The organism is Bradyrhizobium embrapense (assembly GCF_001189235.2).
Taxonomy (GTDB): domain Bacteria; phylum Pseudomonadota; class Alphaproteobacteria; order Rhizobiales; family Xanthobacteraceae; genus Bradyrhizobium; species Bradyrhizobium embrapense.
The window spans coordinates 65,784-83,007 of sequence record NZ_LFIP02000001.1; the positions used below are offsets into that span (position 1 = coordinate 65,784).

Annotated in this window: 21 protein-coding genes; 2 read left to right on the top strand and 19 right to left on the bottom strand. The window is 62.8% G+C overall.

The features are described from left to right. Positions 1–178: 178 nt before the first annotated feature. From AKN83_RS41995 to AKN83_RS00560, 19 genes are all read right to left on the bottom strand, one after another. Positions 179–613: a phage tail assembly chaperone gene (locus AKN83_RS41995; protein WP_430641498.1), complete on the bottom strand. Its 435-nt coding sequence runs from the start codon at positions 611–613 to the stop codon at positions 179–181. Then, the gene (locus AKN83_RS00475; RefSeq protein ID WP_157113129.1) at positions 610–1,056 is read right to left on the bottom strand and encodes a hypothetical protein; all 447 of its coding nucleotides are present in this window, start codon (positions 1,054–1,056) and stop codon (positions 610–612) included. The genes AKN83_RS41995 and AKN83_RS00475 overlap by 4 nt, the downstream gene beginning before the upstream one ends. A gap of 170 nt (positions 1,057–1,226) precedes the next feature. Beyond that, positions 1,227–2,459 carry a hypothetical protein gene (locus AKN83_RS00480; protein ID WP_157113130.1) on the bottom strand — a complete coding sequence of 411 codons (1,233 nt, stop codon included), beginning with the start codon at positions 2,457–2,459 and terminating at the stop codon, positions 1,227–1,229. Further along, entirely contained in the window at positions 2,459–3,511 is a 1,053-nt protein-coding gene (locus AKN83_RS00485) for a hypothetical protein (RefSeq protein WP_050400368.1), read from the bottom strand. The genes AKN83_RS00480 and AKN83_RS00485 overlap by 1 nt, the downstream gene beginning before the upstream one ends. Positions 3,512–3,520: 9 nt before the next feature. Further along, on the bottom strand, positions 3,521–3,751 hold the full coding sequence (locus AKN83_RS00490) for a hypothetical protein (protein ID WP_050400369.1): 231 nt from the start codon (positions 3,749–3,751) through the stop codon (positions 3,521–3,523). Continuing rightward, the gene (locus AKN83_RS00495; RefSeq protein ID WP_063695126.1) at positions 3,748–4,107 is read right to left on the bottom strand and encodes a hypothetical protein; all 360 of its coding nucleotides are present in this window, start codon (positions 4,105–4,107) and stop codon (positions 3,748–3,750) included. Before AKN83_RS00495 ends, AKN83_RS00490 begins: the two co-directional genes overlap by 4 nt. Positions 4,108–4,167: 60 nt before the next feature. After that, on the bottom strand, positions 4,168–5,649 hold the full coding sequence (locus tag AKN83_RS00500) for a phage tail tube protein (RefSeq protein ID WP_063695127.1): 1,482 nt from the start codon (positions 5,647–5,649) through the stop codon (positions 4,168–4,170). 65 nt (positions 5,650–5,714) lie between these two features. Further along, positions 5,715–5,969, bottom strand: a complete 255-nt coding sequence (locus tag AKN83_RS00505) for a hypothetical protein (protein WP_050400372.1) — start codon at positions 5,967–5,969, stop codon at positions 5,715–5,717. Positions 5,970–5,978: 9 nt separating this feature from the next. Continuing rightward, positions 5,979–6,455 carry a phage tail terminator-like protein gene (locus AKN83_RS00510; RefSeq protein ID WP_050400373.1) on the bottom strand — a complete coding sequence of 159 codons (477 nt, stop codon included), beginning with the start codon at positions 6,453–6,455 and terminating at the stop codon, positions 5,979–5,981. Beyond that, on the bottom strand, positions 6,455–7,108 hold the full coding sequence (locus AKN83_RS00515; RefSeq protein WP_050400374.1) for a hypothetical protein: 654 nt from the start codon (positions 7,106–7,108) through the stop codon (positions 6,455–6,457). The genes AKN83_RS00510 and AKN83_RS00515 overlap by 1 nt, the downstream gene beginning before the upstream one ends. 2 nt (positions 7,109–7,110) lie before the next feature. Beyond that, entirely contained in the window at positions 7,111–7,491 is a 381-nt protein-coding gene (locus AKN83_RS00520; protein ID WP_050400375.1) for a hypothetical protein, read from the bottom strand. Positions 7,492–7,494: 3 nt separating this feature from the next. Next, positions 7,495–8,166 carry a hypothetical protein gene (locus AKN83_RS00525; protein WP_050400376.1) on the bottom strand — a complete coding sequence of 224 codons (672 nt, stop codon included), beginning with the start codon at positions 8,164–8,166 and terminating at the stop codon, positions 7,495–7,497. A 31-nt stretch (positions 8,167–8,197) separates the two neighbouring features. Further along, positions 8,198–8,704: a hypothetical protein gene (locus tag AKN83_RS00530; RefSeq protein WP_050400377.1), complete on the bottom strand. Its 507-nt coding sequence runs from the start codon at positions 8,702–8,704 to the stop codon at positions 8,198–8,200. Between the two features lie 90 nt (positions 8,705–8,794). Further along, positions 8,795–9,190, bottom strand: coding sequence for a hypothetical protein (locus AKN83_RS00535; RefSeq protein ID WP_050400378.1), 396 nt, complete (start codon positions 9,188–9,190; stop codon positions 8,795–8,797). A 95-nt stretch (positions 9,191–9,285) separates the two neighbouring features. Continuing rightward, a complete protein-coding gene (locus AKN83_RS00540; protein WP_157113131.1) occupies positions 9,286–10,698 on the bottom strand; it encodes a phage major capsid protein in 1,413 nt (470 codons plus the stop codon). 28 nt (positions 10,699–10,726) lie between these two features. Then, positions 10,727–12,121 (bottom strand): head maturation protease, ClpP-related, encoded by a 1,395-nt coding sequence (locus AKN83_RS00545; protein ID WP_050400379.1) that lies wholly within the window; start codon positions 12,119–12,121, stop codon positions 10,727–10,729. Positions 12,122–12,133: 12 nt separating this feature from the next. Further along, positions 12,134–13,426, bottom strand: coding sequence for a phage portal protein (locus AKN83_RS00550; protein ID WP_050400380.1), 1,293 nt, complete (start codon positions 13,424–13,426; stop codon positions 12,134–12,136). Positions 13,427–13,435: 9 nt separating this feature from the next. Continuing rightward, positions 13,436–15,118, bottom strand: coding sequence for a terminase large subunit (locus AKN83_RS00555; RefSeq protein ID WP_050400381.1), 1,683 nt, complete (start codon positions 15,116–15,118; stop codon positions 13,436–13,438). Positions 15,119–15,317: 199 nt separating this feature from the next. Beyond that, positions 15,318–15,698, bottom strand: a complete 381-nt coding sequence (locus AKN83_RS00560) for a hypothetical protein (RefSeq protein ID WP_157113132.1) — start codon at positions 15,696–15,698, stop codon at positions 15,318–15,320. A 656-nt stretch (positions 15,699–16,354) separates the two neighbouring features. Here AKN83_RS00560 and AKN83_RS00565 point away from each other — a divergent pair. Next, complete coding sequence (locus tag AKN83_RS00565) at positions 16,355–16,666, top strand: hypothetical protein (RefSeq protein WP_050400383.1); 312 nt, start codon at positions 16,355–16,357, stop codon at positions 16,664–16,666. A 399-nt stretch (positions 16,667–17,065) separates the two neighbouring features. Further along, positions 17,066–17,224, top strand: a complete 159-nt coding sequence (locus tag AKN83_RS39315; RefSeq protein ID WP_157113133.1) for a hypothetical protein — start codon at positions 17,066–17,068, stop codon at positions 17,222–17,224.

The window sequence follows — 17,224 nt, forward strand, 5'->3', positions numbered from 1 at the left end:
ACCGGCGCCGTAGCCATCCAGCAAGGCCTTGCTGACAGAGGCCATGCCGCCCGGGATCCGAGCCAGCGCCGCATCCTGCTGCGCCAAGGCCGCGTTCAGGGCCTTGTCGCTCGCGATCATGCGATTGTCGGCGTCGACCTTCTGCTGGGCGCCACGGACATAGCCCGTGGCGTCGTAGTCAGAGGTGACTCGGAGAGACGACAGAGCTACTCCCGCCATGATATCCCCCCTCCGTCATCCGCTTGCGGTTGTCTTCCGCCTCCCTCTCCTTCCGTGCTTCACGCGCGACGTGCTCGAGGTATTCCTCGTCCAAGCCGCCGACGAGCGCCAAGAACGTCTCGAACTCGACGCCACAGATACCGTAGCGCCGCGCATAAGCATCGATTGAGAGGAAGGTGATGGGCGACTCTCCGCCCATGGCGCCGTATTGGCGATCGAACCGAAGCGCGTGCCAGGCTCGCCAGTACGTTTCGGCCCAGAATGGAAGCGAAGCTTCATCCGGGCGCTCGGCCTGCGCCGCAAACTCTGCGGCGTCAGGGTCTTCTTCGGCGAGCTCGGCGAGCCAATCGTCCGTGCCCTTCTGCTCGAGCTCGTAGCGAAGGGCCGCCCTCAGTTTTTTACTTTGGCCGCGACGAACTCGGCCTCATCACGACCGACCCGCATTGCGGCGGCATAGATCGAGCCTCGGATATAGCGGTACTCCGGATCGGTCAGGATCTCGGTCGCCTTCTCCTTCGAGAACAAGATGTCCTGCTCGTCATCATCGACCAAGCCGTCCCAGCCGAGAAGCAAGTGCTCCACGGCAAGTTCGCCATAGGCGTCGGCGAGGATCTCATCCGGAACGCTGTCACCGTGCTTGCGGGCCAGCTTGGCGGCGATCGCATCGCGAGCGATCCTGAACGGTGCGTAGTTCGTCGACCGGACGAACCACTTGATTGCACCGCCGGCGTCAATATCAAGAGCCGGTATCCAGTCGCCTTCGCGCTCCTTCTGGCTGTCGGCCCTCATTGAGGACAGTTTCAACTTACGCACGGTCTTTTCGGGGGTTTCAGTCATGGTTTGGTGTCACCTTGGAGAAACAAGGGAACCTGGCTGGCGCCAGGGGTGAGACCGCACTTCACGAGGACACCAATCCTCTACCGGCATCAACCGGTCCTGAAGGCGGAGAAAGATGGAGATAGGGTGAGCGAAATGTCCGGCGCGATCGGCGCAGCCGCAACACTTCGTTATTGAAGCTGCGGAGGCGTCGGAGGCGCCGACGGAGTGTTCCGATACGAGTTATACTGCGACAGCGTCACCGAGAAGGCGATGCCGCCCGGATTGTTCGGACCCGTGATCAGCAGCCGCGCATCAGTCACTGACGACGTGATGGCGAAATTGAACTGGGCTCGCCCGGCGGTGGCCGGCAACGGCTGGATCGTACTGATGGGCGAGGTGCCCGATATGACAGTCCAAACGCAAGGATTTCCAGCGGTGCAGCCTGTCTCTGCCGATATATCGGCGGAAGCCCAATAGGTGTCGCCACTGTTCAACGTTCCGATCGGGACGCCGCCGCCTAGCGGATAGGCGGAAGCCGAGATCGTTATCGACCCGGCGCTATTCCATACCGCACTGCCACCGAACGCCGGATCGCCGACGAAGCCGGATGCATTGGTCGGGAAGGTCGTCTCGAGCACGGTGTTGAGCGTCGGAAACGGATAGCTGGTTGTCGCCTCTACAGTGCAGCGATTGATCTGCAGGAGATTGTCGAGGAATTCAGAAAATACCCAAGACCCGGCATATGTCGCCAGCTGCGGATCGTGCACGGTCTGACTGCCGAGCACGGCGCCGGTCGCCGCGTTGCGCATTACCATGGAGGCGTTTGTGCCCCCATCGTAATTCAGCTCACTCTGGTATTGAACGCCTGACACCAGTGTGTAGTTGGCGGAAACCCACCACGCGGGCAGAGTGAAGTTTGCGCCATTCACGCCGAGACGCAGGAGGAAGAACGTTGCGTCACTCTCGCCGTGCAGATAGGGCAGCGTTCCGGTGGTGTCGTTGGTGAACGCATAGGTTGGCGGCGTGTTCACCGTGCCGGATGGATAATTCCACAGGCACGACATCCGACGCGGCACTTGCCCGAACTTCTGAAATGCGTACAGGACTTGGCTCCCGACCGGCAGCGTCATCCGGCCGCCGCCCGCGATGCCGTTCGCCGCGCCAGTGCCGCTGGCCTGATACGCCGGCCCCTTCGGCGGGATGCGACCATTCAGCGATGTCGTCTTGCCTGTGTAGTCGTCATAGCCGAGATATTTCGAGAACGGAGCCGGCTTGCCGAGCAGCGATGTCTGCCGGCTTTGATCGAAGGCGTGAGCTTCGGTCACATGTTGCAGGAAATTGATGAAGACTGCGATGAAGGCGATCAGCGCGAGGATCGGAACAGTCCAACTCAACCACCGGGGGATGGGACGGTTATGCATCAGTTGAGCCCCACCGTCGCGATACCGACGCGCAGCACCTCCCCGCTTACCGGCACATACGGGTTGGTCACCTCAACCATGCCGATGATGTTCTGCGTGCCCGACGTACATTGCGCCTGATACGGTGCCCCGGACAGGCTCACGCCGCTGTTGGAGCCGGACGATTGATTGCTGCCGAGCGTGAACGGGGTGCCGTTGAAACTACCTGTCAGGTTGGCGAAGTCGGCTGACGTGATGTTGAAGGCCGCATTGTCGTTCACATTCGTGCCAGGCGTCGCCGAGAACAACCACAACACGCCACTCAGCTTCAGCGTCGGGTTGGCGCTCGACCAGATGTCGGTACGCGTGATCAGAACCTGGCCACCGTTCACGCGGCAGACACCGCTGAGCGTGAAGAAGTTCGTCGCGCCCGAGGTCGCATTATTCCAGCCGGTGTTGACCGTGTATGTGGTCGTGTTGGCTGGCCGGGTAATCGAGGCCGTCGCGTATGCCGCGAACCCGGCGCCGATAGCGTTGCCCGACGCATCAACGTTCTGGGTCTTCTGGGTACCGTTTGTCTGGTTCGCCGCGGTGGCTGCTCCAGATGGTAGGTTGACGGTCAGCGTTCCGGCCAGGAGCGCGCGGACCGCCTCGAGCTTGACTCCCTGATAGCGGTTGATCGCCATCAGGCTGGCTGCGCTGGAGCCGTCCCAGGTCGAATTGGCCTGCGCGCCGATGGAGGTATCGATGTTGCCGACAGACGTGTTGCCGGTTGCCTGGTTTGCTGCGGTTGCGGCTCCGTTCAACGTGCCAAGATTGAAAGTCGGCGTCGATGCAAAGCCGGGCAGCAGGACGCCCGTTCCGAACTGAAACGAGAGCGGATTGGCCGCCGTACCAACCGCGGTGCCGGCACTATCCGTCAAGTAATGCGGGACGATGCACACCACGCTCGTGCAGTCGCCGCTGCTCTTGAATGTGAGCGTCGCGCCATCCTTATTTTTGCTGGTGAAGTCAGCACAAGCGGGACCGACCAGTGCAGCAATCAGGGCAAGAGCGAGCGATATCCTGCGCATAGCGGCTCCTTAGAAAAGGGCTGAAAAAATCGAGGTCTGGCAGCTGTCAGAGAAGTCGATCTGGCCCTGACCGGTGCAGCCGACCGGCTGGACACCTCCGGACTGCTTCTTCATAACGGCGCGGCCCATCTTCCCGACGCTGACGCCATACTTGCCGACACCGAGAGCCTGCACGTCGGTGCCCAAAAAGGCGGAGGCGAGCAGAGCGGCCACCGCAAACGCGGCGATAGCGCGCTTCATGGATTGGCCACGATCGAGATGATCTGGCCGGCCTTCACTCCGAAATATTCCGGGGCATCCGGTCCCAGCGGAGTGTTCGCAGTCGTTGCAGCGGTCGATCCCGCGGGACCAATGGACACCGCGCACCTGGTGTCGCAATTGACGCGGATATAGGTCGTCCCGACTGAGAACGCCGCCGACTCGGCATGACCGCCCGAGAAGTCAATCAGAGGCTGCTCCACCGCAGGAGGCATCGCCGCAATCTGCAATCGAACGTTCATTGCGGCTGCGCCGGCCTCGGTAAACTCGGCGATATGTGCCTTCGCCGCGAATGCCGGGCTTCCGCCCAGCAAAACGGTAGCCGCGATCAGCGCCATGACCCTGTTCATGTCGTTTAGCCTCGTTTTCGCGATGTGGGAGAGCGGCGGATCAGGCGCTTATTCGACATACTCGAGCCGATCGAGGAGTACGTGCGCATTGGTCACGACGTCCTGCGAGGCCTGGTAATCGAAGTCCGCCATGACGTCCGTATTCTTGGCAGTGGCCTGCGGGTTGCCGCCGCCGCGGTACACGGCGCGCGGCACCTGGAAGATCAGGGCTTGGCCGTTCTTCGAGATGCGCGAATTGATCGGCCGCGGCGTGCCGTTGTAGAAGGCCTGCACCTCGGTCGCGCTGCCGAAGTACGTCGTGACCTTGCCGGTCACGGTGCACTCACCGTCGTTGATCGCCACCGGAGCGTCGGAGTCGACAGCGTCCAGCGTCCGGAGGTTGTTGTTGATCTGGATCGAGAAGCCCTTCGCCCAGTTCGGCGCGCCCAACTGCAGCTGGTTGACGCCCAGGCGCCCCACGTTGGCGTTTGCGGCCATGACGACGCCCGTGGTGACGGGATCCGGGCTGGCGTCCAAAGGCACCGTCCCGATGCTGCCGCCGAGACCCGTGAACGTTGCCTGCCACTTCAACTTGTCGCCGCTCTGCATGTCGACATTGAAGGTGTTGGCCTGCATGCCGATGTTCACGATGTAGGACGGCACCGGCTGGCCGAGGAAGCCGCGCTCGATCGTCACGGAGTTCGGCAGGACGCCGTTCTTGATCTGGTCGCCAAAGAAGGCCCAGATCGTCTTGCCCGTGCCGGCATCGGCTGCCCAGCCCGACGGCAGATTGTCCAGCGTCAGCTTCTGAGCCGCGATCGCGGTGACGCGCGCATATGCGGCCGCTCGCGCCTTCGCCCCGGCAGTGACCAGGAACGCAAACTGGGTGATATCGGCACCGCCGCCGACCTTGATCCACTGACCGACGACAAGCCCGAGGGTGGTGAAGTCGAGCGCGGTCGAACCGAGACCGTCAACCAAGGCCGTGATGTCGCCCGCAACGCCGGCAAAGCCAACGACCTTCAACTTGGCGGTGCCGGGAGGTGCTGCTTCCGCCACCAGGCCGGCCGCGCCGACGATTGTGGTTCCGGTTGAGGCAGACGCTCGGAAGACCTGGTTGTTGGCTGCCTGGCCGAAGCCGCTCGCGCGCACCAGCATGCCCACCTTCACCGCGGCGCCGCCCGACGCCACGGCATAGGTCGAGGCGGTCGTGCCAGCATCGGTGATGATGCTGTCGGCGACGCCATCGTTGAAGAACTGCGGGGTGTTCACCCAGACGCTCTCGAAGGCCGACATCAGGATCTCGGACAGCGGCGAGCCGTCGTCCGGATACGAGATTTCACCGTTCAGCCCGCCCGACGATGCCTGGTTCGTCTTGATTGGGTCACCGAGCATGCGGTCGTCTCGGATTTCCTCCGAGTCCACATACGTCGGACCATACTGGAGCGACTCGCCGGTCATTCTGACCTTGCGCATGCGAGGCGTCGTCGGGGTTACTCCCGGCGTGGTCTCCCGAACGAGCGTTACTTGCGTGCGGTTGGCTGAGGTCACGGCTTTCTCCCAAAGAAAAAGGCGCCAGAGGCGCCTTGCGTGAGGTCAGGAATTGTGGGTGATGACTATTTTTCGGACGTCGGCGGAGCTGCCTTCGGGAGCGGCTCGGGCTTGTCCGGCGCGACGAACACGGGCGCCGACGGCGGGCCTGGCAGCGGCGCAGGCTTGTCGCCCTGCTCCTTGATGAAGCCGCGCGACTTCAGCGTCTCGATGGTGTGCGGCTCGATATGATCGTCCGAGCGGACAACGTTGCTGCGGTCGTCATCGGGCTTGAAGCGGCGGTTCACGGTGTTGAACGGCTTCACGACGTCATAGTCCATTGCTGTCTCCTATTCGGCCTCGGTCAGGCGCCATTCAATGCTGACGGACATCAGGTAATAGTTCGCGTTCTCGGCTCCGGGATCACCGGCGCCCATGTCGGCGTCCAAGAACTCGAGGCGATCATTGAGCATCGTCTTGCCGCGGAACATGTTCGCGAGTCCCTTGGCGATCCGGCGAGCGTCGCGCGATCCAATGCCGCGAGGCGTGAAGACGTGGAACCAGAGCGTTCCTTCCTCATCCCAGCGATTGCCGCCGGGATCGACACCGCCGCCGATCGATTGTTGCCCGTACAACTGGCTGTTCAGGATGACCAGAACCCAACTCTTGATCTCTCCACTCGGAGAACTGTCTCCCTCGTTCTCGTAAACGAGCGGCGCGACGCTGAAATCCCAGTCGCCCGCTACCAACTGGTTATTGGTGACATCGACGTAACCAAGATAGCCGCGGATCGCGTCGAACACCTCGTCGTACGGTTGATCCACCATCACTCGACCTTCATCGTCATGACCAGCGCCGGGTATGTCATCTGCGCACCGGCCGCGGTGTCAGCCCTGAGCCTCGTTCTGGCGAACGGGCGATAGCCGCGCCGGAACTTCCCCTTCAGGATGTAGCCGCCAGGCAGCGTAATCATCGTCCGCTTGGCCGTGACGAAGTTGCCGAACCGCGCCATGACCATCTTCCGAACGTCTTCGATAATGCCCGGCGGCACCGACATCCGCATGTGACCGACGTCGATCTTGCGGCTGTAAGGCCGATTGTTCGTCAATATGACGGTCGAGTTGATCGAGATGGTGTCGAAGTTCGCTACCACGCCGCCAGGCGTCATGATGAACCACGACTTCTTGTAGTCGCCGGACTTCTCCGGTGATCTATCGACCGCGGCTTGCAGCGCGAGCTCGATAATTTCCTGCCACCACCTGAAGACGTAGAGAATCGGCCCCGGCGGCTCGACCGTGTCTTCGTCGGCTTCGGGACGACCGTTGACGTACTTGTCGTAGCGCTCGGACCCGACGCCTTCCTGGATGGCCTTCGACAGTTCGGAGCGAGCGAAGGCCGCCAGTTCCCTTGCGATGTTCTCCGGCGCGATCCCGGCGGTTGCCAACTGGAGATCGCGCGCGAACGTCGAGATCCTGGCCATCGCTAACCGTCTACCATCATCTTGACGCGGACAATCTCGCCATTTACGGCGATAGCGTCGCTCGCCTTCACCGTCTTCGGCTTGCCTTTGATGACTACGACATCGCCGATCACCGGAATGCCGGGGTCAACATCGAACGGCGGGGCCGGCCGTGGTGGCGCATGCTGCGGCCAGCCCGCAGCCCTGATTTGCGTCATCGAGATGATGACGACCGACGGCTCTTTATAGATACCCTTTGTGAGTTCCTCAGCGTTGAGGCGATAGCTTCGGACGTGCGCACGGACTGGGACCTCGTCCTTGTTCGCGCCGATATTGCGGCGAAGGACGATGTCCTCGCCCTCGGCCTGCAACGATGCATCGAGGTCGTCGATGTGGTCGCTCATGGCCTACACCGACCGGGAGCGGTAAGGAGCCAGCTTGGCCTGGATGTCCGGCGGCAGGCCACCGCCCTGCGCGAGACCGCCTACCCAATATTCCCTGGCGTCGATGTCCTGGACATCCAGCGATTTTAGCAGCGGATCGCGAGTCCGTGCGGCCCGCATGCCCTTGACGATGTCGACGACGGCGGACTCGATGTCGTATGGCAACGTTCGGGCAGCGCCCTGGTCTGGCAGCAGCCATCCTGCGGTAAACCTGACCTCGATCTTGACCCGACAGCGCCAGAAGCACTCCTGATAGAAACCGAGGCCCCGCAATCTGGTCAGGACGCCGTTCCGCCCCTCGAGCTCATACTGCTCGGCGGTGAGATCGACATCATTCTCTTTGATGTAGGCGATCGCGGTCACCGGCCTGCGAGCCAGGACCAGCTTGGTCAGACCGCGATGCTGGTCCCGGAGTAGGAAGGTCTGGATCAGTTCCTCCGACGCCAGCGTGCGCGTGCCGTCATCGGCCATTGTCACCCTAAGATGGGAGCACACCATCGCGCTGGCGCGCGCGATGGCTTCGTCGATATAGGCATCTTCGGCCGTGCCGCTGATTTTCAGGTCGGATTTGATCGTATCCCGGAGGGTCAGCGCAGTCAGCGCTGCCGGGACCGCCCGAACGATGGTGCTCAGCATCTACGCCTCACCAGCACAGCCGATCCAGATATCAGCCGGCCTTGGAAGCGCCGGCGCCAGCGTCCGTGCCGGCAGCACTGCCACCGGCGCCGTCCTGCGCGCCGCCGGCGGCCGCCTGACCTCCGGTGCCCTCCGACTGCCCCTCCGAATGACCATCGGTGGTATCGCCGGTCTGACCAGCAGCCGAAGTCTCGGGGTTCGCGCGGCGATCGACTTCCGCCTGGACGATCGTGCGAGCCTCATCGGTGCCTGCCACTGGTTTGCCGAAGATCTTCTCGGCCAGCGCCTTCAGCGCGAACCATTTCAGCTTCGACCAGTTCTCCGGGATCTCGACCTGGCCATCGACCACGATGACTTTCCCCCCACCATCACCAGCGCCGGCGGCGTCAGCCCCTTCGCTGCCCTCCGGGACTGCCAGCCCATATTTCAGCGCGGTCTCGGCGAGATCACCATCGATCACATCGCCTTCGACGAAATTGGTTGGATCGGTCTCGCCGTCCCTGACACCCGGAAAGGGCGTAATGACTACTGCGCTCATGGCAGATCTCCCTTAGTTTGGAACACACGACCCCAGGTCGCGGCGCCGTTTGGACGACGGCGCCGCACCGGATCGCGAGAGCCTCTCAGGTTACGCAAGTGGCGAGACGCGGGCCCGCGAGCGGATGACTGCCATCGACTGCAGCATGCCCGTGGTCGCGCCAGCCGTGACGATCGAGCCACGGACATAGCGCTTGCTGCCGACATAACCGACGCGCTGAACAGCGTTCTGGCCGGCAGCGCTCGTAACCGGGGCGAAACCGCCCTGGATGTCGGAGGCAGCAGCGGCGACGTAGTTTGTGCCATCGTCGCTGTGCTGGATCGACGGGGTATGCGAGCCATCGGTCCAGGCGCCGGCTTCGAATGCGAACATCACGCTCTCGTAGCCCTGGAGGTCGACGGTTGCGCCGTTCGCGGTGCCGTTCACACGGGCCGCCGGCGCAAGGGTCTGAGCAACGTCAACGTTGCTCCGGAGATCACGCTTCATAGCGCTGGTCCCTTCTGAAGGTTGAGGAAATGGTGGAGCAGTGCCGCGGCCCGGCGAGCGCCGAGCCGCGCTAATGAACGATGCTCGAAGCGCGCTTACGCGAACTTCAGGAGCTTGATCGCCTCGAAGTTCTGGACACCACCGCCGACGCGCTTAGTCGTGTAGAACAGCACGTAGGGCTTGGCGGTGTACGGGTCGCGCAGGACGCGGATGCCGATCCGATCGATGATCAGATAGCCGCGCTTGAAGTCGCCATAGGCGACCGAGAGCGAGTTGGCACCCATGTCCGGCATGTCCGGCATCTCGACCGCCGGCCGTCCGAGAATCTCCTCAATGAAGCCCTCCTGGCGGAGGACCATGTTGAGAAGATAGTTGCCCTGGCCATCCTTCAGCTTCCGGATCGCACCGAGCGTGCCGCGGTTCGCGATGAACGTCGAATTGATGCGGTACGGGCTCTTCACCGAATGCAGGAGGTCGACCAGGCAGTCCGCCGGGTTGGTGGCCGCGAAGGCGCCGGCTGCACCGGTGGTCACAAAGCCGATCTTGCCCCAGGCATAGGCGGCATTCGCAACAGTCTGATAACCGCCAATGATACCGTTCGGCTTGTTCTGGCCGTCGCCGACCACGAAGGCGTTGCCCTCCTGACGAGCGAACTCCAGTTGCACCTCGCCGGCGATCCAGGCGCCGATGTCGACGAAGGCATCGTCGAGAAGGCTCTGGGAAGCTGCCGGCATGGCGTACATTTCCATGACCGGGAACTTCAGTTCGCTCAAATTCGAGCCCGCGGTCTGCGGACGGGAATCGACTTCGCCGACCCAGCCCGACGCCGTACCGTGCTGGTTGACCAGCTTGCGGTACTCCGAGGTGCCAATCGTGCGGACCGTGGCAAGATCGCGCATCGGCGAGATCTGCTGCACAACCTCGTCGATCGTCTGCTCGATCTCCGGCAGAACGGTGTAGCCACCATCCGGATCGGAGCCGATCGACATCGCGGCCTTGACCTCGAGGTCGCGAAGCGCCGAAGCGCCACCCTGGAGGGCGTTCTCACCACGGCGGAAGTACGTGGCGAACGCCTTAGCGTACTCCGGCAGGTTCGGGTTCGAGACGCGCGGATCCTTGGAGGCCTTGGCGCCACCACCGCCGAGAGCGGTCAGGGAAGCCTGCTTCTCGTTGAGCTTCTCGATGTCCGCCAGCACCTTCTTGATGAGGGCGTCGGCATCCTTGTTCGCCTGGACAAGCTCATCGACCGAGGCGTTGATCTTGTTGACCTTCTCGTCGGTTACGGCGTCCGCCTTGTTCTTCAGGGCGGCATCGTTCTCCGTCTTGAAGGTGGCGAAGGTCGCCTGGAGCTGTTCGTAGCTGGTCTTCTGGGCAGCCTTGAACTGGTCCAGATTGGTGGTGAGCTGCTGCACGAGCTCAGCAACGTTCGCACCGTCAGCACGGATACCGCCGAGCATGAGGGCACGAGGCGCAGCCGACTGCAGCGCGCGCGGATTAACGTGGCGCATAGCCAATTCCTTCAGATTTTGAGGGGTTTCAGGACTTCAGGGACTGATTCAGGCCAGCGAGGGCCGCGATCAGGTCAGCGTCACCAGCGCCAGGCGTGGTGGTGGTGACGTCAGCGCCAGGCTTGACGTCGGTTTGACCAGCGGTCGCCGCAGGCGAGCCGCTCTTCAAATCTCGGATGAGCGAACGGAACGTGCCGCGGGACATGCCTTCATGTCCGGCATCGTTCTTCGTCAGGATCTTCTCGATTTCGCGCACCGCCGGCGTGCCTTCCTGGCTCGCCGCGCTCACGATCATGTTGCGGGCCTGCGCCGCCGGGACATGGCCACGGCGGACCAACGCAGCCTCGATGTGGAGAGCCGCAATCTTCGACTTCGAGCTCGCCGCCGCGGCCTTGTCTTCCTTGATCTTGTCCTGCGACAGGATCGTATCGGCGAACCCCTCGTCGATCGCCTGCTTCGCGCCGATGAACGTCTCGTCGTCCATGTAGTTCTGGACGTGGGCGGTCTTCATGTCGGTGCGGGCGACGTAGATGTCGCACAGCGCCTGATCGAAAGGCTCGAGATAGTCAGCGACGTCGCGCATGTCGTTGCGGTTGCCGATCGCCATGACCCAGCAGTTGTGGATCATGATGAAGGCGCCCTGCCCGATCTGGATCTCGTCGCCGGCCATGGCGATCACCGATGCGGCGCTCGCGGCCAGCGCCATGACCTTCACGGTCACTTTGCCCGGATACTGGTTGAACAGATTGTAGATCGAGATGCCTTCGAACATATCGCCGCCGGGCGAATTGATCTGCACCTCGACCGGTTGGCCGCCGAAGCTTTTCAGCTGGTCCGAGATCCACTTATCGGTGATGCCGCCACCGGTCCAAAAGTCGTAACCGATGACGTCGAAGATCTCGATGACGTTCTTCTCGTCAGCGGCCGCGGCGCGAATGCCGGGATTCCAGCGCGAGAAGCAGTCCGGGCTCGCCGGCGCCGAACTCGCGAGATCGGACCGCGGCTGCACCTCAATCCGAGGCGGGCGGTTCGCGACCGTGATCGCGCCGGCGCTCGGGCCCTTTCCGGCGTCGGCCTGGCTCGAGTCGCTGTCGCCGTTGATCTCATCGAGCAGCGCGCCGGCAGCGTCATAGATGGCCTTGTCCTTCTGCGCGCTCGAACGTGACCGGATCGACACCAGCGCGCTTTTGTAGATCTTGCCACCCTTCGCGAAGGGATACTTCCAGTGGTCCTTGGTGTCGAAGCTCTCGGTCGTGTCGACGCCGAGATGGTTCTTGCCATAGGTCGCCCAATCCGTGCCGGCATCACCGAGCAACGCATTGCCGTCGTCGGCAGTGAATGACCACGCCGAGTCCCGATCGATGTTGTCGCCGGCGATGAGTTCGCGCGCGTAGGCGCGGCCGGCGCGATTGAGATCAGCCATGTGCCCTCTCGATTACTTTGATGTCGGAGCGTTCGGATCGTGCGCGGCCAAGTCGTTGGTCGCTTTGTTCGCATCCTGCATGTTCACGGCCTGCAGGTAGGTATCGCCGCCTTCGATCGGATTCTCGTCTTCCATCTCGCGGACGTCGTTCGCCGACCACCAGCCCCATTGACGGCCGACGGCGTACGACAGCATCCGCGTCTTGATGTCAGCCCGCATCAGGCCCGCTGGATTGATCCGGACGTAGAGATTCGGATCGTCGGCCGGCTGCAGGTCGCGCTTGATCGCGTCTTGCCACATCGTGAACCAGTCCTGGAGCGTGTAGGCGACGAACCCGATGCCCATCGACTCGATGCCGGAGCCCCACGACGTTTGCTTTGTCGTCAGACCGACCATGAACGGCGGCACGCCGAAGAACATGCAGATCTCAGTCGCCGTGATCTCCCGGTTCTCGATGAACTGCATATCCTCGTTGCTGAGGTCGACCTTCTCCCATTTCAACCCGCCCTCGAGGATGAGGGTTTTGTGCGCGTTCTCTGCTCCGCGGTACTCGTCGAGGTTGGCCTTCAGGCGATCCTTTTCCGGATCGTCCATCTCACCCTCGGTTGACAGCACCGTCCCAACCGAGGTGCCGTTCTTGTACATCTTAGCCAAGCGTTTCTCGGACTGGATCGAGATGCCGAGCGTCTCACGGGCGAAACCGAGTACCGACAAGCCGTTGATGCCGTCGAGCGACATGCCACGGAGATGCAGCATGTCTTCCTGGGCGATGGTGACCTGACCACCGTCGGGGCGCGTATAGGTGTATGTCAGCGTGAAGTCGGAATTCTGCCTCACTTGCATGGCGCCGGTCAGCGGGATCAGCCACTTGATCTTGCCGATGGCACCACGAACGATCAGCGCGTAGCCGTTACCGCGCATCAACACCATCATCTGCATGAGGCGCTTGAACTCGCTCGGCGTCTGCCAAGGGTTCGGCTTCGTCTTCAGGACGTTCCAAATCACGGCGTCCTCGGCGTCGACCCGGTTCTTCCCGACACGCCGCTTGATGTCCATTGGCAGCGTCGCCATAGCGCCGCAGATGATGGCCGAACACCGATATGCGGTGGCAACCTTCAGCGCGCTATGCGGCGTGACCGGCGCGCCGGCCTCGCTTTCATAGCCGCGGCCGCGCAGCCATTCCGACACCCGAGGGTCGTCGAGGTCGAGCATCTCCGACACCTCGACGGATGCATTGATCCGCGGCTCGCGCCGCTGCTCGACTGGAACGCCGCCGCCAGATCTGAAGAAATCGAGAAATCCCATTCAGACCCCTCAAAGGACCGTTGCCCTCGGCTTTGCGCGGCCATGAGCCTTCGGGTTGGTCGCCATCAGATAGGCGGAGTTGAACATTGCGATCGCGGGATCGATCTTGGAGTCGCCGGCGGTCTGCTTCGTCGCGCGGATCGCCGTTGCCGTCGGCTCGATCTTCAGGTTGCTGACGCACCAATCCATCATCGGGCTCGGAGCGTGCCGAAGCTTCCCGGAAACCAGCATGCGTTCGCAGGTCTTGATGCTGTTCATCATGCCGAAGCCCTGGGGGGCGCCGATGAGCAGCTTGTTGTCGACCGTGATATCGACGTCCTTGTCCGCCAAGGCATCGACGAATTCGCCGAGACCAGCCGGGTCGACCGCGACACCGCCGAGAAGGCGCCGGTCCTTCACCAACTTGATGATGCGGACGATCTTCGAGATGTCCTGCAACGAGTCATCGACGATGGTGAGATCGCCCTCCTTCTCAAACTGAAGCAGGCGCGGTGCGATCGACTGCCTGAGTTCGAGCACGCCGCGGTGGCACCAGGCATGAACCCAGAGCAACCAGTCGCGGGTTTCGCGGTGCCGCCCCAGGAGGCTGAGGCCGAACAAGTCGTCGAGACCGCCGCCATCGATACCAGGGACGATGACGTCGCAAACCTTGAACAGGTACCGCAGAGTGATCCGGTCGTCGTCACGCTTCTGCCAGTGCGCGGCACCTGCCCAGCGGTTCGCCCGGAGGTTCATGCCGATCTCGACGTTGAGATGCTTGGCCAGGAAGGTCCGGAGCGCGTCCTCGCTGCCGCGCTGGGCCTTGATTAGTTCGCCGAGCAGCCATTCCGTGCTGACTGACTTGTCGAGGTTCGGGTTGGTGATCCGCCAGTTCTTCGGATCGAGATAGCCTTTCGCGGCGAGGATGGCAGCCGGGAATTCGTACAGCACGCCGAGGCTGGTCGGATCCACGATCTTTCCGTCGCGGACGTCGCGGAAGTAATCCAGCTTCTCCTTGAACACGCCGGTCGGCGGAGCATCCGACTGGGTCGTCAGGAAGATGACGAACCCCTCGGGCCTCGAGACCAGGCCGCCGAGCGCTTCCTGGAACATCGAAGCGGCGTGAGCGCGCTTGCCGAAGATCCAGAGCTCGTCGACGAGCACGAAGGCCGCCTTCTTGCCGCCGACAACGTCGGTGTCGGCGGCGACGACCTTCAGGACCGCGTCTGTCGTCAGATGTGTGATCTGCCGATAGTTGTCCTGGACGTGCAGCAGATCCTTCAGCTTGGGGTGCAGCCTGACCATGGCCGCCGCCGGCACAAACGAGTTGTTGGCGATCTCGATCGTCGGCGCCAGGATGAGCAGTTCGGCGCCGTGCCGCCAGTTCCGCACCAGCGCGGTAACCATGATGCCGGCTGCGATCGTCGACTTGGTGTTCTTCTTGCTGATCAGCAGCAAGAACTCGCGGATCAACCGCTTCGCCTGCCCGTGATCATAGGCGCCGAAGATCGCCCGGACGAAATCGAACACCCATGGCTCGCAGGCCTCGCCGAAGGTCGGCTGCCGCGGCAGATCGTAGATCCGGAGCGACTTGAACACCTCGAGCGCGGCGTCCGCTTCGTCCGGGAACAGCGGCTCGAACGGCACCAGGCTCTCGCCTGCGACAATCCTCCGTTCCCAATCGATGCACGCTGTGGACCAAGCCAGCGTCATTGCGATCGCGACGACCTGTGGCGCCGCCGAAGCTCTTTGTGCAGGCCGGTGACGAGAGGCTCAGCGCGCCGCTGGCCGCACCGGGACAGGATGGCGACCGCTCTATCGAGCGTGCAGAACGGCAGGCGACGCATGATCCGCATGGCGACGACGCGCCGACCGGGGCGCTCGTGATACGACTGCCGCCCGTACACGCCGGCTACTCATTGACCGCGGTGTTGTCGATCACCAGGCCGATCTTTGGCGGCTCAGGCGGCTGAAACGCTCCCGACGCCGCAACTCGTTCTGCCGCGGCCTTGCGCTCGGCCTTCTTGCCGACCTTCTCCGGCGCAGGTGGTGCAGCCGGCACTTCGCCGCCCGCCCTGCCCAGATCCGCGATCGCCTGCGCGGCCGCCGACACCCGAGTCATCTCCTCGAGCTTCTTGATGCAGGTGGCGTTGCCCTTCTTCGCCTGCTTGAACAGGAGCCCGACCACCTCGGCCCGCTTCTTGGCCACGCCGGTCGCGATCTCGTCAGGGAAGGACTTTGCCAACGTCGGCGTCGAGATCCCGAGCACCCGAGCGCATTCGTCCTGGGACATTCCGCACGCGATCCACTCTTCGACCTTCGTGCGCTGCGCTTTCGTCGGTTTGAACGCCGGCCGACCTCGGGCCATGCCGAAACTCCAATTTCTTTGCCGTTCTTGGCGTTCCGGACAAATTTTCCGGCCAGCCAAAAAAAATTGCGCGAATGAGCCCCCGTGCGGTCCGTGCCCCCGCCGGTTCCCAGACTTTCCGACCCCATACCCCTTGGCCGAGCATGGCCGGCCGGCTTGCGGCGGGTTGGCGTGTCGTTAGCGCTGGCGTGCGATAGGCCGAGGCGCGTAGCCTGGCCGATTAGTGTCAACCCTGCAGGCTACATGCTGGCGCCGCTGGCGCCGCGCCGCGCGCGCGGTAGCCTTCCGCGCTTCTGTCTCGAATAGCTGGCGCTAGTGGCGTTGCGCGGTTGACGTCGCGGCCTTGCATCGATCCGCCGAGGCCGAGGCCAGAAATGCAAAACCCGCCGAGGCTTCCCGCGGCGGGTTGGCTGCAGTGACACTGCGCCGAATGCCTGTTCTGAATCATAACTGGAGTCGGACTGTCAAACCCGGTTCCGCTACTCGGCGGTGCATGACGGCGCCGCGCGGCCTCGGCCTCTCCCTCTTCTGTGATAGCTATTGCTTACGGACTGTTGAAACTCACGGAATAGGGAAACCCAATGACTGCAGCAAAGGCGGATAAGACGGCGCCGAGGCAAGCCGGCAAAGGCCGCGCCTATGCCTCGGCCGGCGCCGCAATGCGAATCAGCGCGGCCGAATTCATGGCTTGGCAGGAAGAGCTACGCCTATCCAATGGCGCCGCAGCTGCAGCGCTATTCATCTCGCCCAATACCGTTACAGCGGTGCGCGCGGAAGGCGGTAGCGCTGAACTGGCGCTGAAGTGTCGCGCCATCGCCGCCGGCCTTTCGCCAGCGCTACCCATGCAAGAGGCCTTTCGCCTCGGCCGAATTGCCGCGATCCTGCAGGAATAGAGCCGCAATTCCCTCTAGTGTGAGTCCGGCCGGGCTAAAGGCTATCTTTTTTCACAGAACAGCGAATTAGGGGATTGACACGCGCCGCGCTTTATAGGCATGTGCGGTTTGTGAGGCGCGATTGTGCGCAAATCTAAAGGCCGCGAAATGAACGCTTTCATTTCCTCTTGCATCGCAAATCCGGCTTTGGCCGGTTTCCTCTTTGCTGCGATCTATTCCCTTTGCTGGGCTGGCCTAGCTCCCTTCCTGTATGCGCCGGCAAAGCCTCGGCGCCTCATGATCCGGCGCCGCGCGCGCCGTTCCAGTTCGCCGCGCCGCTAACCCGGCAAGGCTCAACCCGCGCAATCGTGCGCAAATCGAAAAGGTAAGACAGTGACAAACTCAACCGTGAAAAGCCTCTTGCACCATGCGGCCGCGGCGATCCGGGTTGGAAACCTCACACTCGCATTGCGGCTTGTGTCCAATGCCGAATGCCTGGCCTCGGCGGACGAAACCATTTCCGCGGTGCGCCTCGGCCATATTCGCACCGCGCGGCTTGCGCTCGCAATCGCGAACTGA